This window comes from Halalkalicoccus paucihalophilus (assembly GCF_001593955.1).
In the GTDB taxonomy this organism is placed as follows: domain Archaea; phylum Halobacteriota; class Halobacteria; order Halobacteriales; family Halalkalicoccaceae; genus Halalkalicoccus; species Halalkalicoccus paucihalophilus.
In genome coordinates, this window is sequence record NZ_LTAZ01000012.1 from 80,074 (window position 1) to 105,330 (window position 25,257).

At 55.5% G+C, this 25,257-nt stretch carries 24 protein-coding genes, 1 tRNA gene and 2 pseudogenes; 12 read left to right on the plus strand and 15 right to left on the minus strand.

Features of this window, described 5'->3' with window-relative positions; all coding sequences use genetic code 11:
- Positions 1-163 precede the first annotated feature (163 nt).
- The 7 genes from HAPAU_RS14950 to HAPAU_RS14980 all read right to left on the minus strand — a co-directional run bounded on the left by HAPAU_RS14950 (position 164) and on the right by HAPAU_RS14980 (position 6,793).
- Positions 164-1,300 carry a UxaA family hydrolase gene (locus tag HAPAU_RS14950; RefSeq protein WP_066384382.1) on the minus strand — a complete coding sequence of 379 codons (1,137 nt, stop codon included), beginning with the start codon at positions 1,298-1,300 and terminating at the stop codon, positions 164-166.
- On the minus strand, positions 1,300-1,614 hold the full coding sequence (locus HAPAU_RS14955) for a UxaA family hydrolase (RefSeq protein WP_066384390.1): 315 nt from the start codon (positions 1,612-1,614) through the stop codon (positions 1,300-1,302). The genes HAPAU_RS14950 and HAPAU_RS14955 overlap by 1 nt, the downstream gene beginning before the upstream one ends.
- A complete protein-coding gene (locus HAPAU_RS14960) occupies positions 1,611-2,798 on the minus strand; it encodes a UxaA family hydrolase (RefSeq protein WP_066384392.1) in 1,188 nt (395 codons plus the stop codon). The genes HAPAU_RS14955 and HAPAU_RS14960 overlap by 4 nt, the downstream gene beginning before the upstream one ends.
- Before the next feature lie 115 nt (positions 2,799-2,913).
- On the minus strand, positions 2,914-4,218 hold the full coding sequence (locus HAPAU_RS14965; RefSeq protein ID WP_066384394.1) for a TRAP transporter large permease: 1,305 nt from the start codon (positions 4,216-4,218) through the stop codon (positions 2,914-2,916).
- Positions 4,211-4,777: a TRAP transporter small permease gene (locus HAPAU_RS14970; protein ID WP_066384396.1), complete on the minus strand. Its 567-nt coding sequence runs from the start codon at positions 4,775-4,777 to the stop codon at positions 4,211-4,213. The genes HAPAU_RS14965 and HAPAU_RS14970 overlap by 8 nt, the downstream gene beginning before the upstream one ends.
- Before the next feature lie 35 nt (positions 4,778-4,812).
- The gene (locus HAPAU_RS14975) at positions 4,813-5,709 is read right to left on the minus strand and encodes a TRAP transporter substrate-binding protein (protein WP_066384640.1); all 897 of its coding nucleotides are present in this window, start codon (positions 5,707-5,709) and stop codon (positions 4,813-4,815) included.
- Positions 5,710-6,004: 295 nt separating this feature from the next.
- Positions 6,005-6,793, minus strand: coding sequence for an SDR family NAD(P)-dependent oxidoreductase (locus tag HAPAU_RS14980; RefSeq protein WP_066384398.1), 789 nt, complete (start codon positions 6,791-6,793; stop codon positions 6,005-6,007).
- Positions 6,794-6,981: 188 nt separating this feature from the next.
- On the opposite strand from HAPAU_RS14980, the gene HAPAU_RS14985 reads away from it, so the two are divergent.
- From HAPAU_RS14985 to HAPAU_RS15000, 4 genes and pseudogenes are all read left to right on the plus strand, one after another.
- Positions 6,982-7,941 (plus strand): mannonate dehydratase, encoded by a 960-nt coding sequence (locus tag HAPAU_RS14985; protein WP_066384399.1) that lies wholly within the window; start codon positions 6,982-6,984, stop codon positions 7,939-7,941.
- Between the two features lie 201 nt (positions 7,942-8,142).
- Positions 8,143-8,913 (plus strand): IclR family transcriptional regulator, encoded by a 771-nt coding sequence (locus HAPAU_RS14990; protein WP_066384408.1) that lies wholly within the window; start codon positions 8,143-8,145, stop codon positions 8,911-8,913.
- A 1,254-nt stretch (positions 8,914-10,167) separates the two neighbouring features.
- Positions 10,168-10,608, plus strand: a pseudogene (locus HAPAU_RS14995) (Tm-1-like ATP-binding domain-containing protein); the annotation flags it as partial.
- A 500-nt stretch (positions 10,609-11,108) separates the two neighbouring features.
- Positions 11,109-11,182 (plus strand) — tRNA-Thr (locus HAPAU_RS15000).
- Positions 11,183-11,298: 116 nt separating this feature from the next.
- Here HAPAU_RS15000 and HAPAU_RS15005 read toward each other — a convergent pair.
- The 5 genes from HAPAU_RS15005 to HAPAU_RS15025 all read right to left on the minus strand — a co-directional run bounded on the left by HAPAU_RS15005 (position 11,299) and on the right by HAPAU_RS15025 (position 13,753).
- A complete protein-coding gene (locus HAPAU_RS15005) occupies positions 11,299-11,688 on the minus strand; it encodes a DUF5518 domain-containing protein (protein ID WP_245634156.1) in 390 nt (129 codons plus the stop codon).
- Between the two features lie 279 nt (positions 11,689-11,967).
- Complete coding sequence (locus tag HAPAU_RS15010; RefSeq protein ID WP_084383774.1) at positions 11,968-12,309, minus strand: SDR family NAD(P)-dependent oxidoreductase; 342 nt, start codon at positions 12,307-12,309, stop codon at positions 11,968-11,970.
- Positions 12,310-12,403: 94 nt separating this feature from the next.
- Complete coding sequence (locus HAPAU_RS15015; RefSeq protein ID WP_066384414.1) at positions 12,404-12,907, minus strand: SRPBCC domain-containing protein; 504 nt, start codon at positions 12,905-12,907, stop codon at positions 12,404-12,406.
- Positions 12,904-13,242, minus strand: a complete 339-nt coding sequence (locus HAPAU_RS19960) for an ArsR/SmtB family transcription factor (RefSeq protein WP_084383775.1) — start codon at positions 13,240-13,242, stop codon at positions 12,904-12,906. Before HAPAU_RS19960 ends, HAPAU_RS15015 begins: the two co-directional genes overlap by 4 nt.
- A 118-nt stretch (positions 13,243-13,360) precedes the next feature.
- Complete coding sequence (locus HAPAU_RS15025; RefSeq protein ID WP_084383776.1) at positions 13,361-13,753, minus strand: DoxX family protein; 393 nt, start codon at positions 13,751-13,753, stop codon at positions 13,361-13,363.
- A gap of 214 nt (positions 13,754-13,967) precedes the next feature.
- On the opposite strand from HAPAU_RS15025, the gene HAPAU_RS15030 reads away from it, so the two are divergent.
- Complete coding sequence (locus HAPAU_RS15030) at positions 13,968-14,495, plus strand: helix-turn-helix domain-containing protein (protein ID WP_211263596.1); 528 nt, start codon at positions 13,968-13,970, stop codon at positions 14,493-14,495.
- A gap of 288 nt (positions 14,496-14,783) precedes the next feature.
- On the opposite strand, the gene HAPAU_RS22360 is transcribed toward HAPAU_RS15030, so the two are convergent.
- A complete protein-coding gene (locus HAPAU_RS22360) occupies positions 14,784-15,104 on the minus strand; it encodes a SprT-like domain-containing protein (RefSeq protein WP_245634157.1) in 321 nt (106 codons plus the stop codon).
- Positions 15,105-15,903: 799 nt separating this feature from the next.
- Between HAPAU_RS22360 and HAPAU_RS15040 the strand changes: the two genes are divergently transcribed.
- Entirely contained in the window at positions 15,904-16,563 is a 660-nt protein-coding gene (locus HAPAU_RS15040; protein ID WP_066384424.1) for an ABC transporter ATP-binding protein, read from the plus strand.
- Positions 16,560-17,381 carry an ABC transporter permease gene (locus tag HAPAU_RS15045; RefSeq protein WP_245634158.1) on the plus strand — a complete coding sequence of 274 codons (822 nt, stop codon included), beginning with the start codon at positions 16,560-16,562 and terminating at the stop codon, positions 17,379-17,381. Before HAPAU_RS15040 ends, HAPAU_RS15045 begins: the two co-directional genes overlap by 4 nt.
- A gap of 210 nt (positions 17,382-17,591) precedes the next feature.
- Here the strand turns inward: HAPAU_RS15045 and HAPAU_RS19965 are convergent, their stop codons facing one another.
- On the minus strand, positions 17,592-18,014 hold the full coding sequence (locus tag HAPAU_RS19965; protein ID WP_084383777.1) for a universal stress protein: 423 nt from the start codon (positions 18,012-18,014) through the stop codon (positions 17,592-17,594).
- 272 nt (positions 18,015-18,286) lie between these two features.
- On the opposite strand from HAPAU_RS19965, the gene HAPAU_RS19970 reads away from it, so the two are divergent.
- A complete protein-coding gene (locus tag HAPAU_RS19970) occupies positions 18,287-18,787 on the plus strand; it encodes an HPP family protein (RefSeq protein WP_084383778.1) in 501 nt (166 codons plus the stop codon).
- 507 nt (positions 18,788-19,294) lie between these two features.
- Here the strand turns inward: HAPAU_RS19970 and HAPAU_RS21805 are convergent.
- Positions 19,295-19,618 carry a hypothetical protein gene (locus HAPAU_RS21805; RefSeq protein ID WP_084383779.1) on the minus strand — a complete coding sequence of 108 codons (324 nt, stop codon included), beginning with the start codon at positions 19,616-19,618 and terminating at the stop codon, positions 19,295-19,297.
- A 472-nt stretch (positions 19,619-20,090) separates the two neighbouring features.
- Here HAPAU_RS21805 and HAPAU_RS15055 point away from each other — a divergent pair, with 472 nt between their 5' ends.
- The 4 genes and pseudogenes from HAPAU_RS15055 to HAPAU_RS22375 all read left to right on the plus strand — a co-directional run bounded on the left by HAPAU_RS15055 (position 20,091) and on the right by HAPAU_RS22375 (position 25,065).
- A complete protein-coding gene (locus HAPAU_RS15055; RefSeq protein WP_066384431.1) occupies positions 20,091-20,456 on the plus strand; it encodes a group I truncated hemoglobin in 366 nt (121 codons plus the stop codon).
- A 1,118-nt stretch (positions 20,457-21,574) separates the two neighbouring features.
- Entirely contained in the window at positions 21,575-21,994 is a 420-nt protein-coding gene (locus HAPAU_RS15060) for a universal stress protein (protein ID WP_066384434.1), read from the plus strand.
- Between the two features lie 725 nt (positions 21,995-22,719).
- Positions 22,720-24,025: pseudogene (locus HAPAU_RS22980) on the plus strand (RNA-guided endonuclease InsQ/TnpB family protein).
- Between the two features lie 452 nt (positions 24,026-24,477).
- Positions 24,478-25,065, plus strand: coding sequence for a helix-turn-helix domain-containing protein (locus HAPAU_RS22375; protein ID WP_245634160.1), 588 nt, complete (start codon positions 24,478-24,480; stop codon positions 25,063-25,065).
- Positions 25,066-25,257 lie beyond the last annotated feature (192 nt).

Consider the following 25,257-nt stretch of genomic DNA (forward strand, 5'->3'; position numbering starts at 1 on the left):
CGTTCGAGTGACGACCGCTGAGTTGGGCTCGGTGCGAGGTGATGCATCGTGCCTCCGTCTAGTCGATCAGTTGCTGTCATGCTCGTAGTGAGGTCGGTTCTCAGCGAGTGTGGGCCGGCTATCGCGATCGGTAGTCCTCTTGGGAACGCCTCCGGAAGCGACGTCATAGTGACGGTCCGACGCGGTTTATTGCGAACTTGGTCAGGCCGTGTTCCTCCGTCGCGGTCCGACCGCCGTCGGCCACCCGGACGATTTCCTCGAGAATCTCCTCCGATTCGGCGGTACGGGTGTCAAGATCGATATCGGCTGCGAGCGCCGCCGCCGTCGTCTCATCGGCGGTCACCTTGAGCACCGGCACGATCGGGTGTCCCGTCGGGATCCCATCCGCCGTCACGTGAATGACGATGGACGCGCCGGCCGCCGCGAGCGCCGTCGCAGCCTCCTCGAAGCGAGATGGGGAGTCGATCAGTGCGAGCCCCTCATCGACGGTCACCCGATCACCGTAGGGGACGAACTCGTCGACATGAGCGGACCCCCACGTCCCGACGACCGACTCGAACTCGGCGTCCGCAGCGCGTCGGGTGATCCGCTGGGCGCTCCCGGGTCGGTCCGCGTCGCGCTCGCAGGCCGCACGGATCTCGTCGGCGACGGCGTCGGTCGCGCCGCGGGCAGGGGCGGCGTCTCGGTGTGGAGCGAGGCGTTCGGTGCCGGCGACGACGACTTGCGCACCGGCATCGAGCAGCGCGTCGACGGTCTCGCCGACGAGCGAGTCCGCGATCTCGCAGGTCGATCGATCGAGGTCCGAACTCACAATACCAATGGTGAGGTCAGCGAGGGTCGCGTCGGTCCGATCGTCCGAGAGGGCGGTTTGTGTCAGTTCTTCCGTGGCGGCGATCCCCTCCTCGATGCAGGCTTCCGATCCGCCGGCGTCTTGGATGGCCGTCTCGCGAACGGGAACGCCTTCGGCGGCAATGCGGTCGGCAAAGGGCTTGCTCTGGAGGTGCTCACAGCCGAGACCCACGACGGTCGCCCCCGCAATGTTAGGGTTCTGTGCGAGGTTCAACAGGGTCCGTTCGGTCTGGTCGTGATCGGCACCGATCTGGGCGCAGCCGTGATCGTGCGGCGTGCAGACGGCGCGGTCGTTGGCATCCGCGATCCGCTCGGCGACGATATGCGAACAGATCACGGACGGGGCGACAAGGATCCGATTTCGGACACCGACACGGTCGTCGGTCCGTCGGAACCCTGTGAACGTCTCTCGGCGACGGGAGTGAGAGCGCTCCGAGGTCGGTGCCGACATCAGGCTACCTCCCCGTCGTCCGTGCTGCGGTCACCTCGGCCGCGGGCGCTCTCACAGTTATGCGTGTGAACCCACTCGCCGGGCTCGATCGATTCAACCGCCGCGCCGATCGGTTCGCCGTATTTGACGATGGTGTCGCCGGGGTCGATGGAGGTCAGCGCGATCTTGTGACCAAACGGCACGTCTTCGACGAGTTCGATCGTCGCCTCCTCGGAGGCAATCTCCATGCCAGCGTCGAGATCAGCGATGGCGGTGACGACGTTGTCCGCGTGTGCCATGTGCAACCCGCGGTCGTCCAGAATGACGCCCTTCATGCGTTCCCCCGTCGTTCCGCCAGTTCGTTCGGCTGGAGTTCGTTGATCGCGAACTCCTCCAAGCGGCGTTGTTCCGCGGCGGTCCGCGCGCCGCTCGCGACCTCCAGCAGCGTCTCGTAGACCCGCTCACCGACCGCGTCGATGGACTCGCCGTCGATAATCGTACTGGCGTCGAGGTCCATATTCGACGCCAATCGGTCCGCAGTCTTCGGGTTCCCCGTGACCTTGATCACTGGTGCGAGGGGGTTTCCGGTCGTCGAACCACGGCCCGTCGTGAACGCGACGATCTGTGCACCGCCGGCGACTTTCCCCACGACGCTCTCGATGTCGTATCCTGGCGTGTCCATCAACACCAGCCCGCCACCGATGGGGAGCGATTCGGCGTAGTCGACGATCCCGCGAACGGGCGTCGTCCCCCCCTTGGCGATGGCCCCAAGGCTCTTCTCCTCGATGGTCGTCAACCCACCGTCCTGGTTTCCGGGGGTCGGCTGTGCGCCCCGGAGGTCGACCCCCATCAGCTGAGCGGCCGACTCCCGCCGCTCGACACGAGCGAGGAGTTGCTCGCGGGTCTCGTCGTCGACGCATCTGTCCGCGAGGATGTGTTCCGCGCCGATGAACTCGGGCGTCTCCGAGAAGCTCGCGGTGCCGCCATCACGGACGAGCCGGTCGCAGGCGGCCCCGACCGCCGGATTCGACGCGATCCCGCTGGTCGTGTCCGACCCACCACATTCGACGCCGAAGACGAGTTCGCTTGCGTCCCGCTCTTCGCGTCGGGCATTGGCGATCCCGTCCCAGAGCTCGCGAGCGAGGGCGACGCCCGTATCGACCGTTGCCGCCGTCCCTCCGGCCTCCCGGATCGAGAGCGTCTCGACGGCCCGTCCGGTGCCAGCGATCTCATCGGCGATCACGTCAGCGTCGATCGTTTCCGGGCCGAGACTGACGACGAGCGTCGCCCCCACGTTCGGGTTCCGCCCGACGCCCGCAAGTGTCCGCTCGATCTGCTCGCGTGCGGCCTTCGGCGGGTCGATCCCCATCTGGTGGGGCGTCGCACGGACGTTTTCGGTCGCGCGGTCGGCGATCGCTTCCGCGACCGCAGACGCCGCGACCGATGTCGGTACTACAGCGACGTAGTTCCGGACTCCTGCGGGACCGTCAGGTCTCGGGTAGCCGTCAAACGTTGCCATGGGTGATCCACCCAGCCGATCAGTAAAAGCGTTTCCCCCCTCCCAGCTGATACGATGTTGGTCCGGGGTTCGAAACGAGACGAAACGAACGCTGAACGGAAAACGGCCTGTTGCCTTAGCCTCCCATCATCCCCGTCGCCGGGTAGGTAACGATCTCGGGAATGAAGATCGTGAGCAACAGCACTAGAAGGATCGGCACGTAGTAGGGCAACACCGCCTTCATCGCTTCCTCCAAACTCGCGTCGGTCACCTTTTCGAGAACGAAGAGGATGACACCGAACGGCGGGGTGAGAAGGCCGAGCATCAGCGTGAGGATCATCACGATCCCGAAGTGAAGCGGATCGATGGCTGTCATCTCCAGAATCGGCATGAAGATCGGAACCAGGATCGTGATCGCGGCGATCGTCTCCATGAACGTTCCAACGACCAGCAGGAGACCGACGAGAAGTAACATCACGATGGTGGGGTCGGTCGAGAAGGTCGTGATCGACTCGGCCATCAAGATCGGGAGGCGAAGCTGTAGGGCGACGAGACCGTACAACGACGCGATACCGATGATAAACGTCAGTGAGAAGGTCTCGACCATGCCGTACTGGAGTTCCTCGAAGAGCCCTCTCAGGGTGAGTTCGTTGTAGATGAAGATTCCGAGCAGGACGGTATAGACGACGGCGACGGCTCCCGCTTCGGTGGCGGTGAACGTTCCGGTGAGGATGCCGCCGATGATCAGTATCGGTGCAAGCAGCGGGAACACCGCTTCCTTCAACCCCTTCCAGAAGTCCTTGAGGTCGAAGGAATCGCCGGCCTCGTATCCCCGGAGATGAACGAACAGGAAGACGAGCATCATCAGAAAGACGCCAATGAGGACGCCGGGGATGATGCCGCCGAGGAACAGCTGGCCGATCGACTCCTCGGCGAGCACAGCATAGATGATGATCGGCACGCTCGGCGGGATGATGGGGCCGATGATGGCCGACGATCCGGTGACGCCGAGTGAGATGTCCTTCTCGTAGCCCTGATCGCGCATCGCGGCGTACTCGACGCGGCCAAGCCCGGCGGCGTCGGCGACCGCGAGGCCGGACATCCCGGAGAAGATCATGCTCGCGACGATGTTGACGTGGGCGATCCCGCCGCGGAACTGCCCGACCATGGCGTTGGCCAGATCGAAGATCCGCTGGGTCATCCCGATGCGGTTCATCAGCCGTCCCAGAAGCAGGTAAAACGGGATCGCAAGCAGCGTGAAACTGTTGAGCCCGTAGAGCATCTGCTGGGCGATGATGTTGAAATTGATTCCTCCTCCGAAGGGGGGAAGCATCATCAGGACACAGGTCGCACCCATGGCGATCGCGACCGGCACGCCGAGCGCGTACAGGACCAGCAGCGTCCCGAGGAATAGCGTGCCGACGATGAGCAGTTCACTCATCGATCGTGCCCTCTTCGAACCGTCCGCTCTCGATATCGTCGGTTCTGTCCGTCACCAGCCCCCGTACGATGATCGCGATATCGAGTAGCGCGTAGATCAGCATCAACGCCACGCCGATACCGATGCCGAGATAGAGGTGGCCGGCCGTGACGATACCGATTCCGCCGATCGATGTCGTCCAATTGCTGGTCGTCGCGAGGATCGCTCCCCAGAGCGCGACCAGGAGGAAGCCGATGACGATCAGCTTGCCCAGCAGTTGGACCGTCAGGCCGAGCCTCGGTTTCCAGCCCGTGAGACGCTCGAGGAGGAATCGGATGGCGATGTGTTCGCTGTTTCGGACGGCGACGGCTGCACCCAAGTACGTCGCGACGATGAGCACGAACCGCGCCGCCGGTTCGGTCCAGTGTAAGAACCCGAACGTGGGGATGTTCAACAGCCGGACGAACACCTGAATCGTCGTCAGAACGATCGTGAACGTAAACAGGCCTGTCGTACCGTAGAGGACGACCTTGTCGAAGAGGTGATCACGATGGAGTTCGAGTGATTGGTCTATTTCCATGTTCAATTGTTGAGTTCGTACCTACTGGTATATATTCACATGTTCCGGACGGTTTCCAAGTCGAAGGCCCACGTGCTCTCGAACAACTGTTCCACAGCGGGCGCTGCTGCCTCTTGAAACGCAGCCGTATCGACGTCTTCGACGATCTCCATCCCCTGGTTGCCGAGTTCGTCGATGAGTTCCTGCTCGCGGTCTTGGGACGTTTGTGCGGCCGATTGCGTCGCTTCCTGGCCGACCTCCATGATCATGTCCTGCTGGCTCTCATCCAGCTCCTGATAGAACTGTTCGTTGATGTAGATGTTCCCGTTGGCGATCAGATGGCCCGTGAGGCTCAGGTGACTCTGGACCTCGAAGAGGTTGAACGAGCTGATCTGTTCTGCGCCGCCTTCCGAGGCGTCGACGACACCCTGTTCGAGGGCGCTGTACAACTCATCGAGCGCAACGGGAGTCGGTGAAGCACCGACCCCTTCCCACGTTTGGACCCATGGCTCCAGTTCCGGGAGACGAAGGTCGAGTCCGCTGACGTCGTCGGGCGTTTGGACCGGCGTGTTCGACGTGAAATGCCGGGCTCCCCGGTAGATCTGCTGGCCGATCGGACGCTGGTCCCCGTTCTCGATGAGCGTATCGTGGGCCTCCTGCATCTCGTCGCTTTCGAGGACCGAGAGCAACTGGTCGTAGTCCGAGAGGACGAACGGACACCCGAAAAACCAGTACTCGGGTGCGAACTGGTAGTACGGGAAACTCCCCGCCGCGTGGGCTTCGACGCCACCCTCGCTCACGACCTCGCCGATCTCGTCTTCGGATCCGTAGGACCCGCCGGGACTGATCTCTACCGAGACATCACCGTCGGATTCCTCCTCGATCTGTTCTTTGAAGTTCTCGGCTGCTTGGACGAGAATATGCCCCGGTTCGAAGGTACTGGCGATCGTCATACTGACGCTACCGTCACCACCGCCCCCAGCCCCGAGGTCGCTGATACCCGAACAGCCGGCCGTCGCTGTGATCGCTCCGGCTCCGATTCCCGTGAGTAACGAGCGTCTGCTGACCTCCCTGTCTCGGTTTGCCATGATTCATCACAGAGGTTTGTGCTCGGTCATAAAAAGATTGCTATACCAGATAATATTACCACTCGTTTTTATCTGTTGATTTACACGTTGGATAGACGTGGGTGATCTCCTGGTCATATGCTGCATGAAAAGGTCGAGATCTCGAACGGGGAGTCCTCTTCTATACCCTTCCCTCGTGATATCGCCATGCGTCTGACGTCCACCCGCCATCGGCTTGGAGGACTTCCCCGGTGACGAAGGTGTCGTCCCTCGCCAGGAAGCTGACGCAGTTCGCCATCTCCTCAACGGTGCCGAATCGGGCCATGGGCGTTCGGCCCCGGATGTCGTCGTCAGTGTAGCCGGCCGAATCCTGCGTCTGGTCCGTGATGTCGGTCTTGATGAACCCCGGGGCGAGCGCGTTCACCGAGATGTCGTCCGCCGCCCACTCGACGGCGAGCGTTCGCGTGAGGTTGATAACGCCCGCCTTTGCCGCGCAGTACGGTGCCCGCATGTGGTATCCCATCTGGCCCATCATCGACGCGATGTTGACGATGGCCCCACCGTCGGCCTGCTCCTGCATCTGGCACCCCGCGACCTGACACCCGATGAACACGCCCGTCAGATCGATATCGATGACCCGTCGCCAGTCCGCGATATCAACTTCGGCTGCCGGACCGATCGTCGTCATCCCGGCGTTGTTCACCAGAATGTCTAGGGCTCCAAACCGCTCGACGGTCGCCTCTACCATCGCTTCGACATCACCATACTCGCTTACGTCGGCCTGCACAGCGACGGCGGTTCCACCGTCCGCTTCGATCTCCTCGACCACCTCCATCGCTCGCTGGTCGGACGATCGGTAGTTGATCACCACTGATGCGCCGTGTTCAGCGAGTTTCGTCGCGATACCGCTGCCGATCCCTCTCGATGCTCCCGTGACTATCGCCGTCTCGTTTTCGAACAGGTCGCTCATACTGGTTCGTCAAGGGATCGTACGAGGTGATATTTTTATTTTCGCCCGCTGCCTCTTCGCGTCGCCGTTGGGGCACTCAGCGTCCCCATCCGGAAACGGGACGCACCGAATCGTCAATCTCGCCTCCCGAATCGGAGTCGATCGCTCCGAGAGAAAGCTATTTGTTCATGGTTGTAATTCGTCGTTCTATGGTTGATCTCGCGGTAGTCTTACCGCCACAACCCGACGAGAGGTGGCAACTCGCAAAACAGATGGACGTCACGAGCGCCGTCGTCCATACCCTCGAGATCGGTGACGACAAGACGTCTTGGAGCTACCACGACCTCCTGCACCTGAAGAACTGGTACGAAAACGCCGGCCTCGAGATCAGCGTTATCGAAGGCAGCGTCCCCCTCACCGACCGGATCCGGCTCGGACGGGAGGGGCGAGACGAGGACATCGAGGAGTTCAAAACGTTCCTCAAGGACTGTGGTCGTCTCGATATCCCGGTCGTCTGCTATGATTGGATGGTCGGGATCCGCTGGGCACGGACGGAAGCCCACGTCGAGGCCCGCGGTGGCTCGCTCGTGACCGCCTACTCCAACGATCGGATGCACAGAGGGCGCGAGGAACCGGTAGTCGAGACGTCACGCGAGCAGCTGTGGGAGGCGCTCGAGTACTTCCTCCAGGAGGTCGGGCCTGTCGCGGAGGAAGCGGGAGTGAAACTCGGCCTCCACCCGGACGATCCCCCGCGATCATCCCTCGGCGATATCCCGCGGATCATCAACAGCCCCGAGGCCTACGAGCGCGTTCTCGAGTGTTACGACAGCGAGTACAACGGTATCACGTTCTGTCAGGGCAACTTCGCCGCCATGGGCGTCGATCTTCCCGAGACAATCCATCGATTCGGCGACCGGATCAACTTCGTCCACTTCCGCGACGTCGATGGCGACGCCGACGACTTCGTCGAAACGTGGCACGATGCGGGCCCGAACGACATGCTCGCGGCGATGCAGGCGTATCAGGACGCGGTCGACGACGACGTGCCGATGCGCCCCGACCACGTCCCGACGATGGCTGGCGAGGACAACTCGAACCCAGGCTACCATATGATGGGGCGACTCTTCGCCATTGGCTACATGCGCGGGCTGCTCGAACAAACTCAATAGATCTCTTCGGTTCGTAGCGCTGACGAATGTCTCGACCCCTTTCATGCCTGAAGAGTGTCTCTCGATCTGCTTCCGGGATCCCTCCCTGCTCGAACGATCCTTGGTACTCTGTCACAACATCACTGGGTCTAGAGACGACTGTCCCATTCTGTTGGACATGTGCAAAAAATGTTATCAGATAGCACGCCATGGATGTAGCTAATGGCCCAAAACACATCGAACGAACCGAACCGGATTCAGGCGGTCGTAAACGTCTTCGAGATTGTCGAGGAGGTGGGTGAACTCGATGGGTGTGGGGTCCGGGAGCTTGCGGCCCATATGGACCTCCCGAAGAGCACGGTGCACGTGTATCTCAAGACGCTTGAGGAGATCGGCTACGTGGTGCAAAATGAGGGAAAGTATCAACTCGGGTTTCGGTTTCTGAATCTAGGTGGGCGGGTACGACACGAGAATAGTCTCTATCAGATGGGTCGAAATAACGTTGACGAGCTCGCACAGATGACCAGCGAAGTCGCAACCATGGGCTGTGAGGAGCGTGGCTATCGCGTCATGCTGTACTGGACGGAGCCGACTGGGGCTATCTTCAATAACGCACCGACCGGCGAGTATACCCGGATGCACTGGACGGCACTTGGCAAGGCGATACTGGCACAGAAGTCCGCGTCAGAGATCGAGGAGATCGTTACCCGTCTTGGTCTCCCTCAGGCGACGGAACACACGATCGTTGACCACGATGCGCTGATGGACGAGGTCGAGTTGATCCGGTCTCAGGGATACGCCGTCGAGGATGAGGAACGCGTTCGGGGCGTTAAATCCGTCGCTGTTCCGATTGAGAATGACGAGACGCCTGATGCTGCTATCTCGGTAGCTGGCCCAAAACACGACTTCGATGCCACTCGTATCGAAGAGGAACTTCTTCCTGCACTCCGAAACACAGCAAACGTGATCGAACTCAAGACAAAACACTACTGAAACAGGCTCTCTATTCCGATCTACGGCAAATCAAAATACGATTTATTGCCATGGATAATGTCCATAACCATTGTTATAAAATTCCTCAATCAGATCCTGTACATGATTATTGGACATTCTAGATAATCCGAATATCTCTTTTGACTGATTAAGGGTCGTTCTCTTCTGAACTCTGCCAACGAAAGGTTTTCAGTGCCAATATTACAATAGTATTATTGTAATCCATTGTTATCAACCTCGCTGTAATCGCCCGTTAGCCCCGATTGATAGGTCTGTTTTGTCGCACACTGATCATTGACCAGGGATACAGGAGAAACGCAATCGTCAATTACAGAAAAGGCTCTTGAAGGTTAAAAGAGCATGTCCAACCATGTTGACTTTGATCTAGATGTGAGCCTCTGCTACATTTTCTCAGTCAAGATCTATAGATGATGTGTTCTCCTTGTAGAGATCTTATCTCATTTTGAGATACCCGGTCATTTGAGGTGGAAAATACCTAGACTCTGCTGAGACTCAGTTGTTGATCCCATGTTATTAGCTTCTCCTCAGTAGAGACTCGTGCTGTCTCTATCTCTCTTAGAATACTTCTCTTTGAGCACTGATAACCTTGATTTTGCTTAATAATTCTGAGAGAGTATTTGGGGATTCTTCGAACATGAATAGACTCTGACCTTGCACGAATTTGGCTTGAGTACCGAAATTTTAGATACGACTGGTGACATCCTTTGAGCTATACGTGACGCGCCAAACAGACGATGGCAGGATCTGCAAGGATTCAGTCGCGCATCTGGGTGAGCGTGAGGTTACCGGCGTAGTGAGCGAGAACGGTTCATCAAGTTGCTCAAAGCACTCGACATCCCGCTGAGTAAGCTAGTCGATCCAGCGAGTGATAACGCGTTTGGCGTTGCGCCGGTAATTCCCGGAGTCGTCGCCTTTGGCTCTGTCCTTGAGAAACTGTGTGAGTCCGTCTTGGAGCGTTGGAGGGCCTTCTGTAGTGGTTGAACCTGGGGGTTGGGGCCTGGCATGGAGGTAGATGAGGTGAGGGCGTGGAGAGTAGTAAGTCCACTGTTGACTTGTGGATTAATCAAAAGTAGATCGCCGAATCGCTGAATCGGCTGTATTCCGTAGATACGATGCTGCTATCTCGATAACGGTATTTTATAAACTGCACAATGATATATAGAAAATCGTCGAACTGGTTCTCTGGATCGTTAATTCAGCCGAGGCATCATTGTCGTCACGACCAAGGCGTGCGCTGCGGGAGCAGCCGGGATTCCGCAGGTCGTTTCCACCGGTGCGCTTGATATGGTCAACTTCGGCCCTTGTGATTCGGTGCCCGAGGAATTCGAGGGGCGGCAATTCGACATTCACAATCCACAGGTTACCCTCATGCGGACGACGCCTGAGGAAAACGCCCAATTGGGGAACATTATCGCCGAGAAGCTCAATACTGCCACAGGACCGACGGCACTCACGGTACCTCTTGGTGGGGTTTCAATAATCGACATTGACGGCGAGGACTTTCACGACCCTGAGGCCGACACAGCGCTCTTTGAGGCTCTTCGAGATCACATTAACGGAGATGTAGAACTCATCGAAATGGAGACGGCCATTAACGACGAGACTTTCGCCATCACTATCGCTGAGAAACTCGACGAATATATGCGGAATACCGGTACTGGCCCTGTATCATAATGCATTCTCTCTATTCAATAGTCAATTTCTATCGGTTTGTTAAAACCATCAAGCGATGACAGCATTCAGTGGCCGTGCTGAATACAAGGAGTAATTCATCTGTCAATTATGAATAATAGAGAAAGAGATTGAAAATTGACATATGTCCTCAAAGAAAGCAATCGGTATCGTGCTACTAGTGATAGGACCATTCTCGCGAGTCGATCGCTTGGCCAGATCCTCAACTCAGGTTTTTCGCTGTGGATGAGCACTAGTTTCGTCGGCGGGTTGCCGCGATACTCGTAAGTGCTGGGATTCTCTTGCAGTGGAGAGGATTCAACACCAAGTCAGAAAAGACGACCGACCGTTCGGCGATCATGCTTGCTGTGACTGTCGTATAGTTGGTTTCTTGTCCAATAGACTTAATTCTCCGTATCCAGCACGCCATTCTTGTCAATTACTATGGTATTTATGGAGCCAATAGAACTGCTTTTACGCTATCAACTGAAAGCGACTATAGTGCCGGAGTAGCTCAGCCTGGCAGAGCAACTCCTTTGTAAGGAGTCAGTCACGAGTTCAAATCTCTTCTCCGGCTTCACAAAACGAGCCTTGTTCCGTTGTCTTATAGTTTGTACGTTTAGTGAGTGCCTGAGTAGGGCTGTAAACCGAATATCGACCATGGCCGCTGTGTCCATCGATGATCTAACATTTTTAGTTGATGTACCCGCCGATTGCACCACCGACCGAACTCGGAATCGCGGTGAGGAATGCGATCACAATCCCGATAGTCACTACACTCCCGCCGAACAGTGCCCCCAGTTCTGATGAGCCGAGTGCGAAGCCAAGGAGGGAGATAGCGACACCGGCGATAGTTGCAATAATAATCCCACCGAGAGCGCCGGAGAGAAGCGAGTGCCAGGCACCGTCTCTGGCATCATGATTGGTGAGGTAGGCCGAGACGAGGCCAGCGAGAAACCCAGCGATGGCGGTCCCGACCCCTAGGAACGCAAACGCGATGATTCCGAACACTACTTGCAAAACGAACCCAATACCGACGGAGCGCCAATCAGTCATGAACACTTGATATGCACGCTCGGGCACTGAAACCAGTACGGCTTGCGACATTCGCGCCCGTAACTGTCGAGAGCATTCCTTGCCCGAGAGTTCTTACGAAACCATCGGCTTTCTCACGCTCCTAGATTGATGATCTACAGGAAACTGACGACCTGGGAAACACCTTCTTCAATCTAACACAGTACCTCTACGTTGTTCAGAAACCGAATGAGTGATCCAATAGTTGGCGAGCAGTTATCGTGCTATTAGGTGAGGACTCTAATGCCGTGGGGGATCGAGTTCGACCGCTCGTTGCCGGCGAAGACCCTACAGGCCATCAAGCGAGACTTTGAAATCATCGGCTGAGATCCCCAGTAACGGTTCCTGGACGTCCCCGTACGTGACGAGGTTGAACGAGACATCGAGCCGGCCGGTCTCTTCAATCACCGAGTCGACGAATTCGTCGACGACCTGCTTGTCCAGGGTATCGACCACGGTGGTGTCCTCCTCGCCGCAGTGCGAACGGATGTCGTCGGCGACCGCGTTGAGCGTCGCTCCGATGCGCCCGGCAAGGAAGACACTGGCCCCTTCATGAGCAAAGATGCGGGCAACGGCACCGCCGATCGACCCGCCTGCGCCGTAGATCACGGCGACTTTGCCATCTAGCATCCTGTCGATCCTCTCCCCGGGGTTTCTGTGTACTCCGATAGAGTCTCGATCATTCGTGGGATGGTCAAGCATATATTGACCACTTCGGTTATCCTTACACTCCTTCGACCAACTCTGCAAGGTTCCCGAGCGAGTCATTCCATCCTTCATTGGCGTCCTGGGGCGGGATGTTCTCGGGGATTCCTGCTTGCCGAGCGATGACTTCAGTCCCGTCGGGAACCTCTTCGAAAGTGACCGTGGTGGTCATCTCGCCGGCCATTCCGGGATCGTCGGTCTCGAATTCCTCGGTGTAGACGATCCGTTCGCCAGGAGATAATTCCTGGTATGTTCCGTGGAATGTGCTGGCGTACGATTCTAATTCTTCGATTTCGGCGTTGAACGACATGCGGAAGGTTCCACCCTCCGAGGCGTCAAATTCGTGGACCTCTGCGGAGAAGCCCTCCGGCGGGAGCCATGCGGCGAGTTCGTCGGGGTCGACAAAGGCTTTGTAGACTCTATTTGGGTGGGCTTCGATCACGCGAGTAACGGTAATGCTTCGGTCTTCGTTTGTGGTGGTTTCGTCCATCGATTTGCTCTCCTTATCAGTGGTGTCGGTCATTGGTCTTCTTGCTCCAGATGGTCGGCCAACGCGTCGAAGCGATCCTCCCAGAAGACACGATAACGGGTCAACCAACCGAAGGCTGCCGAAAGCGGCGCGGCGTCGAGATGGCAGCGGCGAACGCGGCCGTCCTTCTCGATGTCGACCAGGCCGGCGTCTTCCAGTACGTGGAGGTGTTTCGATACAGCGGCGAGAGAGACGTCGTGCGGTTCGGCCAGTTCGCTGACGGTTTCCGGTCCGTCGGCCACCTGTTCAAGGATATCCCGGCGGATCGGATGTGCCAGTGCCTGGAAGACCACGTCGAGATCGAGCTCGTCCGACTGTTGTTCAACCATCCGGTTGAATGAACGCTGGGTGAACACTTAACTCTTTAGTTAAATGACGCTTCTGGGATATCTACCGGTTGCTCGCAGCATTGACAACGTCTTCGCGATGATCCGCTGCTCGTACTTCTTATGGCTCAGCTGTTGAGCTATTGTTAGAACGAGAATAGCAGAAATTCGTGACGGAGAGTCCGGCGATGAGGTAGACCACTGGCCCGACCAATCTCCAGAATGGATCGTCAACCCGAAAAAGATGCGTCAAGATTGCCCCGAACATTGTAGCGGTAATTAATATTCCGCCGAGAACAGCGAGAATTGGCGCGAACACGAGACCAACGAGCAATCCGAGACCCCCAATAGCTTCGATGCCACCGGTAACGAATCGGAACCACTCTGGATAGCCGTACCGCTCGAAATCCTTCTTCGCGAAGTCAATACCGATTACCTTCACGCTGCCTGCACCCACCATGATGAGTCCGAGTAATCCTTGTACGACGGACATGGCCGTTTCAATTGTGCGCATAGATGTTCATTACTTAGTACGCGGGGCGAGACCACGGATTCACGCGTGAATCGATTCACCGTTTTAAGTCATCCGCGAGTCTGTTAAGCCACTCGTCGACTAACTCAGCAGTGTTATGTCTCGGATACGTCTAAAGGTCAAGATTGGGGCAGACGACGACAATTGGCTGGCTGGTGTCTCAACCGCTTTCCCAAATATCAAGTTCACAATTCTGGTGAGCCAGCCCACAGACGATGGCGTGCTCGAGATCGTCGAAGTAATGACACCTGACGGAGATGCCGTCATTCGCCAGTTCGACGACGCACCGGAGGTGCGCTCATACGAAGTACTCTATTCCGACAAGGGGATGGTACTGATCCAGGTGGTGTTTCCGATGCCGTCAACGTATGAGACGAGGCGTGCAACGGGGAACCTTCCGCGATTTCCCCTCATTATCCGAGACGGCTGGTTAACAGGTGAACTCATCGGCTCACAGGAGCAGTTGTCGGAGTTTACAACCGAGTTAGCAGCGACTGACGTCCCGTATGAGATCGTGTCGGTTACTCAGTCATACGATGCGAGCGGACTCCTGACCGAGCGCCAACGGGAGTTGATTACTGAAGCGGTCGAACGCGGCTATTACGATAGTCCCCGCAGTTGTACGCTCGTCGAACTTGCAGACAAATTCGGGATCAACCAATCGGCGGCTAGTGGCGTTCTACACCGAGGTGAAGGCCGAATTATCAAGGAATTTATCTCATAGAGAACGACATCGGTAGACAAATCGAGGGCAACGGGGGTGAAGTCAATCTATAACTATATTGTTGGGAGACGGTGAGCGCGCTGCCGGGATCATAGACGCTAATGATACAGGACTTAGGGCGATGTCGCTCGCTCGTTCAAAAGAGTTTACATTCTATCAGAATAATATGTAACTTCTAAAACATATAGCCGACCGCGAACTCACGACCAATCAAGAGCGCGCCCGCTTCATCGCTCAGGACGTTTCTGACTACGCCGAGAAAGCACCTGCTGGGCTCATGCTCGATAGTCAAACGATCATAAAGGTCTCAACTGCACTCACATGCTTCGTAAATGACCCAGTAGTTCGGCTCAGCGTACCGCTCACAATGCCGATCCGTCTCCAAGGGTTCAACCCATTGGCGAAACGTGACCCATGGACTACCTCACCGTACTCGTGATACTGCCAAGTGTGGATCAACTCGTGGCGAATGACTCCGGAAAACTGCTCCCATCCATACGATTCATAGGCATCCCACGAGAGGCGAATCGTAATCTGCTCACACTGACGGTCATAGACCGCGACGCCGACCGAGCGCTGTATCCGCGTTGAGGTTTCCCAGTCGACCATCTCAACAGGCAGTTCTGGAAAGTGTTCGGCCGCAATCTTACTAGTATGTGCCGCTGCGCGATCGCACAGCGCCGCTTTCGTAGTCGGACGCTTCCTCACCACTCACTTCGTTCTCAGTACTTTGAGCGGGCGCTAAGCATGTCTCAGCCGCCGAGGCAGCCTAGTCGTCGTCAGTCAATCGTGCTGCTTCATTAATCAACTACCATCATTTAAACCTCAATTCGTGAGATTCGTATGCTCTCCCAACACTGTCTCTGTGTACTCTTTTTGTCTCTCATCACATTTTTAGGGCGAAAGCTCGCGAAGTCTACTCTCACTCTTGTGGTACAAGATTAGTTCGCTGTTGTCCTACATCTACTGTTTTGAAAAGCACACGAAATCTACTCTCTCACTACTCTCCGTCCCGCTTCGTTGACCATAGGCTGCAAGCACCTTGTGCAACATCATGGTCCATCGAGGACAGTCCGTTGAACAAGGTAAAAGATGGATGAATTCTCACTACACGTTCTCAATCGAGATCGTACCGCCACGCGGACCGCATGCATACTTCTCGGGATGTTCCACAACCTTCAACCGGCGATAGCGTGGACCATGACTTTCGCAGGCTCGGTTTTACCGTCATTCCCGACGACACCGGTGAAATATAACGACTATCTGTATAGCTCGATCACATCAGTAAATCTCGACTTGAGGCCATTCTTGGTACGCTTCTTTGAGGATACTCGCTTCGACTGCATTAATTGTTATCTGGCTATCGGTGTCATGAAGACTTTGTTCGAACGGGTGCGAAGAGTCGCTCATGCCACCGACACTCGAAACGCGAAACCTCACGCGAGTCGTCGAGGACGACCGACTCGTCGATGGAATCTCAGTTGCGATTCGCGAACGTGAGGTGATCGTTATCGTCGGCCCGTCCGGTGCAGGCAAATCGTCGTTTCTTCGCCTGCTCAATCGACTCGACGAGCCGACTGCAGGTACCGTCCTGCTCGATGGCGTAGACTACCACGAAATCCCACCGCGCGAGCTTCGTGTTCGTGTTGGGCTCGTTCCACAGAGCCCTGCGCTCGTTCCCGGAACGGTTTTTGAGAACGCAACTCGCGGACTCACGCTTCGAAACGAGCCGATCGATGCTGAGCGTACCACCCAGATGTTGACACAGCTGGGACTCGACGGATACGAAGATCGTACCGTTGAGGAGCTATCCGGAGGTGAAACACAGCGTGTCGCTATCGCTCGCACCCTGCTTAATGGTCCCGAGGTACTGTTGCTCGACGAACCGACTGCAAGCCTCGATTCAGCCTCAGAAGCACGCGTCGAGGACCTGCTATCTGAACTGGGCCTTACAACCGTCCTCGTTACTCATGATGAGGAGCAAGCCCGGCGGATCGGCGATCGAGTAATGGAACTACGTAACGGGCAGCTAGTTCGTCTTGGGTCGCCTACGGAGGTCCTTTCGTGAACACGCTTGCGCCGATAGTGGACCTGCTCGGGCAATTTCAGGATCCCGTTGTTTGGACCGGGCTAGCGCAGGTTTTCGTCGCGAGTCTGCTCGCAGTCGTTGTTGTCGGCATCTCCCGCTATCGAGAACTGGCACTCGAACGTGAACTTGGGATCGCACTGGTCAGAGGGCTGATCCAGATCGTCGCCATGGGCTCGATCGTTGGGATCTTACTGACCGTGGATCTCGTCTGGAGTGGTGTCATTCTGCTTGGAATGATGGGTGGGGCGACGTGGATTTCGAAGAATCGCGGTGAAGGACTTCCCGGCGTCGTTCGGGTCTCGTTTCTCGCTATCGTCTTCGGATCGGGGCTGGTGATCGTGACGATGACGCTCGCAGGGGCGATCGAGGCTAATGTAAGAAACCTCGTTCCCGTCGGGAGTATGATCATCGCAAATGCGATGCAGATCAACTCACTTGCGCTTGATCGATTCAAAAGCGAGATCAACGCGAACCGCGAGACAATCGAGGCTGAACTTGCGCTTGGTGCCTCCCCCACAGCTGTCATCTCGCGACACGTCGAGACGGGGGTCCGTGCCTCGCTTATCCCCGTGGTCGACTCACTAAAGAGTCTCGGCTGGGTGTGGATTCCAGGGATCATGGCCGGCATGATCCTTGCCGGAGAGAACCCAATCTATGCCGCGCTCTATCAGTTCGTCATCATGGCAATGATCTTTGGTGCCGGCGGACTGACCAGCATGACCAGCAGCCTCCTCATCGGAAACTACGTCTTCACCGAGGCCGACCAGCTCAAAGCGATCGATGACGCAGACGAGTAGTTTCGAGGCGAGCTATACCCTTGAGGAATCCCGTGCTTGACAGCATGGGGTCCGTCACTCTTTGCACAAAGTAGGGTTATGCACTGAAACCGACGGCCACGGCCGGAATCCCCTTGAAGGGAAGCCCAGCCGTTCACGGCAGGAAGGATGTCACTCAGAGAGACTCGTTCTTGATCTGGGAGATCTGGGGAAACTGCTCATAGCGATGTGCTATCGAGCGATTGTTACCGTCAGCGGTGAATTCCGGATCACTGTTTCAGCGACACTCCCAACGACGATCCGTGAGAGACCTGAACGGCCATGGCTCCCCATGATAATATGATCGATGTTGTTCTCTTGGGCATATTCGACGATTACCTCGCCTGGAGTACCGACTTGAACGGCAGTTTGAATGGTCATATCGTAGTCGGCAGCGTGATTTTTAGCCTGCTGGAACAGTTCTTCAGCTTCTTCACGCTGAGCGTCATTGAGACTTTCAGCCCCACTAGCTTGAACCCCACTATAGGCACGATTTGTCGAATCAAGGACGTTGAGGACGGTGATTTCGGCATCAGGATTCTCCTCTAAGGCACGTTCGAGTGCTGTCTTTGATGCATCCGACCCGTCATATGGGACGAGGATTCGCTGATCCATACTGGAAATCTATGGTTCGAGCATAAGAGTCTATGGTCGATATCAAGCTTGCTTGGCTTGGAGTTGCCACTTCAGCAGGAAATGGTCAATAACATTGGTTGCCCTAATTTGAGGCCACCAGATCGACGAGAAGTTGCCGAGCAATAGTTCTCAGATATGAAGCAAGCATTAGGTTCAACAGCTATCTTCCAGCCGTCGGTAGCCTGTTTCTGTTACAAGGCCCTGTCGATTGAATTGAACAGGCTTTACACGACGAGCGGTTGAAAGCAAACATGGTACGGCAGAGAGTCGGAACAAGTCTGTATGCGGGCTTTTTGTTTACTGTCTTAGGACTTGTTGCCTGGGCAAGCGGACAGCCGTTTGTTTTTCCCAGTCTTGGTCCGTCAGCGTTTATTCTTGCATTCGATCGACGGGGTGAGCGTACCCGAACCTATCGTATCGTTGGAAGCCATCTTATTGGCGGTGTCGTAGGACTAACAGCTTATACAGTTTTCGCGGCTGGTATCTCAATCACAGCGACTCATGCTGCATTTTCGCCTGATGGACTCCGCCTTGCAGGGAGTGGAGTTCTCTCCATTATCGTGACGAGCTGGGGGATGATTGCAACGGATACCAATCATGCGCCAGCGTGCGCAACGACATTGATTGTCTCGCTAGGGCTACTCTCGACGCCTCTGCAAGTTGCGATTATCGTTATCAGTGTCGTTATCCTTGTGGAAGTCCACGCAATCGTCCTCCATTTCTTTGAGCGAGTGACTAGTGATTCACAGTAGATCTGTTCTCACAGCACGCCCGAAAGTTGATGAGTACGTCCGTCACTAGGTGATTCCAACGAAGGACCGCTACACGCTCCATGTGAGCCGTTGAAATCATAGGAGACTTCACGACGACGATACCACTATGCGTGATACTTCCAAAAGAGACCGGACGAAGTTGAGACAGACATCCACCCCAGTATCCTTTGAGAAATTATCTGGGCGTTGCAAAACCGGGAGTGAGACGTGCAGTTCTGTACGTCGGTGTGTCGCCCAGTCGTTCGAGGAAACGCTCCGGGAAACACTGTGTAAAGCAATCCAGAACGGATACGACGGGGTTGATATTTCTCATATTGAAATGGAAGGACTCTCTACACACTCCAAATTGGATGTCTGGCGAGTCAACAGGTGGTCCGATGAATCCGAGCAATTCGATCAGTACTACCGCAGGTATGACTTTCGCTACTACGATCGGGAGCGGCTTCGCCAAGAGATCCAGTATCGGGACTGACCGTCTGTATTCGACTAATGGAAGAATTGCCGATTAGGGACATGAATGGACTCTGGATCAACACCTAAAAACGTTTGATCAACTGGATTTACCCGACCAAGGACAAGCCAACTGGTCGTTCCTTCAGTTCCGCATGCGATACATCGACCTGTAAACTGAGCTTCGATATTTGGTGGATCAACACCGATCTCAGCGATACCTTCGGCAAGAAAGTCAGTTACTTCACACGCACAAAGGTCTGATTCGGCGAGCGGCCAGAGATCACTTATGCCGAATTCACGCGTTCCATTTATGCTGAGCCACGCACCTCGATCTACTGTCTGGATCGACGTTACCATAGATACAGATTCGATCGATCGATACTGAGTGTGTCGCCGAATACGATACTCGCCGTAAACACGGTTTCCCGATCAGGAGTACTTATAATGAGATACTCAGTACGATTCTGTGCATTCATCGTAGATCAAGATTGAATACCGCTTTTTCAATTGCCCAACCAGCTAGTCACCCCGTATCGTCGGCACACTCATCACACAACGGTCGGTAGCAGACGGGACTGTGTGTCGTCTGGAAGTGATGTCTCTTGCCCGCAAGCGAAGCAGGGTGCCGTTTCTTGCAGCTCGCTTGCTGATGTATTGCGATCGGATTGGACCATTAGGGATCGCTCTACGGGTACGTAGACAAGACACTTAGCCTATTGGCTCAGCGTAACTGGACTGCTCTGGTCCGAGCAGCATCGGAAATAATCCAGGATATGTGGTTATATTATCAAAACTGTATTAGGACACGCGAGTGTAGCCAACGGTGTCGATGAGTACTGACGAACCACTGTTCGATCGCTTGGGTGGTCAAGACGCTATTGAAACCGTCGTGGACGATTTCTATGAACGGGTTTTAAATGATGGGCAAGTTGCGCACCATTTCGAGAAGACGGATACGACCGCGCTCCGAGCCCACCAGGCGCAGTTCATCTCGGCTGTAACTGGTGGCCCGGTTGACTACGATGGTGCCGATATGTACGACGCACATGAAGGGATGGGGATCACAGATGACGAATTCGATGCCGTTGCAGAGCATTTAGAGACTGCTCTCGAGATAAACGATGTTCCCGAATCTGATCGCCAGCAGGTTCTGATAGAGATCGATAGCTATCGGTCAGATATTGTCGGCGCATAAGATTCATCTGCGGTGACGAAAAGAGGAAGAAGGAAATTGTTTCTGCTACAGCTTGACTGGTTCCTTCAGCGTCCCTTCATCGTCATCTGTTGTTCAGAGTAGCATATCCCGAGAGAGTCTCTAGAGTCATCACCAGCCGTTTATAGGACATCCCATAGTAGTCGTACCATCTGAACGACTGGTTGCGTGATGCTTCGGCGTGCTCGTCCTCGCGTTTTCCCCACCGTTCCAGTGATTCGGCCTCCTATTGGGACTGAGTATCGTCTCACGTTCATCACCTGTTTAACCATGCTACTATGCTTGCTCATGATCCGAGATCAATTGCTTGAGTGGGTATCTCATCGCGGACGCTTTATTTGAGTATACATCAATCGACGAACATTACTCCCCTTATCATAAGTGAATACCGTACTGCTTGCGTGTGCTCTTTCTAGATGAGGAGTCGATCCGGGACTAACTGTTGATCGAATGGATAACTAGTATGGCCGGTTGTGGGTTGGGAGATAGCTTAGACGTATCAACCGGTATGGACTCCAGACAGTACGGAACGATCACACTATTCATTGGGCTCGCAGCTGCGTAGGGATCGCCGTTCGTCGCGATTAACGCTGGACTTGAGTACTTCCCGCTGATTCTCTACGCGGCGCTTCGGTTCGAGCTCGCGATCAGCGATATGCTCCGGGAGCGCACAGATCCGTTCGAGTGGCGGTTTGGTGCCATGTTCATGAAAACCGGAATGGTCCTAGTCTCGGTATCCTCGGTGCTTGTCTCCTGGGACGTTACTTCAAGTTCGTCGGCCTGTGCTTCGACACAGTAATCCGACCGTGAACGGCGGCGAACTCCGAGCCGGCAAAACGCTTGTACTCAGAGAGTTCTGTTTCACGTTTGTCGATGCGCTCAACCTCATCATTCGTTTGCTGAGTTGACCGAAACGCTCACAGATGGTCTTGAGCGTCAGGTTGCGTGAGTCTATCGAAAGATCCCACCGAGGGAGTAGAACTACTAATCAAACAAGACCCAATATACGGGTCACTCTCCGATTACCACTATCGAAGAGTAGTGAGGCGGCCTAGGCAAGGACTGAGTATAGATGTATACGACTCCATTCTTAGAATGATATGGTGTACCATGTCTTGGTTCCAATGAACGACTCCGAGATGGCTACGAAGGCTCTCGAATTTGCGCTTGAAACGTACACTGGTGCCGAGTTTACGGTCCTCAACGTTATCGGTGTCCCGACGTGGTACATGGGAAGCGCCACTGGGTTGGTGCTTTCAAGCGATCTCCCAGAGGCGGCTCAAGCTCAAGCGGAAAGCGTCTTCAAGGCGGCTCGTGAAGTGGCTAACAGACACGACGTCGAAATCACAACCATCATTGATGTGGGCAACCCATCGCGAGCGATCACTAAGCGAGCTGAAGGCTTCGATATCGTCGTCATTGGGGGCCACGAACGCGAGCTTTCGTCACGGTTACTGATCGGAAACGTCGCTGCAACGGTCACTCGCCAATCGCCAGTGCCAGTGACGGTTGTTGGATAATCAATAGTCTTGTAACACGCGAGACGGCGCCTCACTACTGTCCGTTCGCGCTGCTCATGAGGAGAGCGCTATAGTTCTCGTCCTATAACTCTATGAGCTGGGAACCAGACTCAGATATCCTTTCCTTGGACAGCTACGATACTGCATATACTAGTCGGGTGGACACTATCGATTATTGGCACACTTGAGCAGCAAAATCAGCTAGAAACACTTCTCAGCGAATAATAGAACAGCTCCTACGTTGTGATTAACGCGCAGATATTGTTTTAGTCCGGTTCTGAGCACATTCTTGATCATGAACTCACAGGCAGCATACGTGAGTCTGCTCAGCCAGTGCAAGCAAGAAGTACAAATACCAGAGGAGCCAAATATATACCAATAGAAGGATTTTCGAAATGACATACGATAGACGGAATCCAGACTGTGAACCATGGCAATACGCCTGTCAACGCTGCGGAACTCCATATAAAGCAAAACCGAAACTTTGCTATAACTGTAATGAAGCAACTGTTGTCCCGATTACACACGTGAGTCGCGAGTGAGAATTTTTTGAGCGCCACTTCGATTTTCACACTGAGATGGGTGTCGATTTCGTTCTCCTGAAGTGGTACGTGGAGTCCCCTTCCGCAAGGAGCGAGCGAAGTGAGCGAGTAGGGAGAGGAGGAGCGCGTTCGTATCGGTTACAAACGCCAATCTGTAAGTAGCCACCGTCTCACATTGAGTATGTGGCAGACGACTACGTGCGTCGGACGGCAATCACTCGTCTTGAGGTGACAGACGAACAATGGGACCTCCTCGAAGACATTATCTCCGAATGGAAACGTGGATGCCAAATCGCCACGGAATGGCATGGAGCAAGTGCAACGCTAAGAGCGACGTACAGCCCTCGCCTACGATGACGTGCGCGAATACACCGACCTCGGTAGCCAGCACGCGATTCTCGCCACCCACCAAGCCGCACAAGCCATCACCGGCTGTATCGAACGCTGGTCAAAGGCAAGAAAGTGAGTAAGCCCACGTTCACCGCACACACGGTGAAGTACGACACCCGAACTATGACGCTGTTTGACGACGATACGGTATCGCTCTCCACTACAGAGAGTCGAGTCCGGTGTGAACTTGCTCTCCCCGGCGCCGACGAGGGGTATCAACGGCAATACCTCAACTCAGATACGTGGAGCAGTACGGAAAGCACTCTCACCGCCCGCGGCGGCGACTACTTCTTACATATCGGCTTCCGCCGACCCAAGAACGACACCGAACGAAACACCGCCGAGGACGGAACGATCCTCGGGGTTGACCTCGGTATTGAAAACCTCGCTGTCACCAACACCGCCTACTTTTTCAGCGGGCGGGAGTTGACTCACAACCTCCGTGAGTTCGAGAAGGTACGCGCCGGGTTGCAACAGACCGGAACGCGAAGCGCTCACCGGACGCTCGTACAATCGAGTGGTCGGGAACTTCGTTACATCCGTGACGTGCTACACCGAGCGTCGAACGCCATCGTAGACGAAGCACTCCGGTACGAGTGCGACGTAATTGCCTTCGAGAACCTAACCCACATCCGCGACAGAACGGGTACGTCATGGGGTCACAAGTGGGCGTTCCGAACGCTCTACGAGCAAGTGGAATACAAAGCCGAAGCGGTCGGTGTCTCAGTGAAGCAGGTGGGTTCGGCGTACACATCGAAGCGGTGCGTCGAGTGTGGATTCACGGTAGACGAGAATCGCCCGACTCGTAACGACTTCCAATGCGTGAAGTGCGAGTCGGAGGCGAACGTGGATTACAACGCGGTCGTCGGATGATATCCGACGGGCAGCAACGTCGTATTGCGACGTTATGACGGCGAAGAATATCGGGATGCGCTATGTCCGTCGGGACCAACAGTCGTCTCGGCGGACGGGCAACAGTCAGCTTGCCCTGAAGTCTGGAACTGTGACGCCGAGCGGCGGGTTCACCGCCCATCCGGAAGGGTTCGAGGCCGAGTTCATGGACAAGCCCCACTCTCCACGAGCGAACCCATCAGGGTGAGCGAAGTAGAGTGGGGTAGTTGACCAGAGCCATCGCTGACTCTCGTATCCTGCCAGAGCGCCGGCGGTCAGTTACTCGTTCGCTTTCAGGGAGTAATCTTGGGCCTTAAGTGCACTGCTAGCAGTACGGGCGATGTTGCTCGTGATTCGTGGTACTCCAAAAACGGACGAAGTGTCAGAGGCACCCGTTCGGTGAACGCCTGCCATCTGCGTGCTCATGAGCGCAGGAGGGATTGATTCTCCTCGGTCTGTCCTTGATCAACCGATAGCGGGCGTTCACTCCTCTAATCGCTCTCTATGGAAGAAAGCAGGGGGGTTGGTAGAGAAACATGTTTATGTAGTCGCCTTCACTGTGTGAATGAATCACAAGGTGAGAATATGAGTATCATCGCTGAATTCACCGTTCCGGCAGAACAGTTCGCACTGTATGAGACGCTGTGCCGAGCGACAAACATGGTCGTCGAGGTCGAACGCGTGGTCACGCATGGCCCCGATCGGATCATGCCGTATTTTTGGACCTCTGGTGGAGATCGAGAGACGTTTGAAGCGGCTGCGAGAAACGACCCCTCGGTCGAGGACCTTACAAAAATCGATGAATTGGATACCGCAGTGTTGTATCGGGCTCACTGGATACAGGACGTCGAATCAGTCGTCTACGCCTATACGGAGACAGGAGCCATACTGCTTGATGCCACTGGGCGCAACGAGCGATGGGAGTTGCAGCTCCGGTTCGATTCGGAAACTGACGTTGCACAGTTCAGGGACTATATTACAGAAAGCGATTTTATTCTCAACCTCACCCGACTGTACCATCCGTCACATCCGACAACAGAGTCCTATTGTCCCCTGACAGAGATACAGCGTGAGACGCTCCTTGCCGGGCTTGAATCAGGGTACTATGAGACGCCGCGTGAAACAACAGGGAATGAGCTCGCTGAGCACTTCGGTATCTCCTCACAAGCGATGTCGAAGCGATTCCGACGGGCACACAAGACCTTGGCGGAAAACGAGCTCGTTATCACTCCCCCGGAAGACGAGTAAATCGCCTATCGTTTATTAGCTGTCCCGTATTAACTCGCAGGCAAGCGCAGGCCTAAGTGGTTCGCTAGTAGGGTGGTTCCCTGCATTTGGACACAACAAACACGCTCATGGTCGACGTGTGGGTGTCCAAAAGGGGAGAGGGACGCAGGACGCCTCTGACATCACCCTGTGTCCCACTCGTGGATGAGCTCC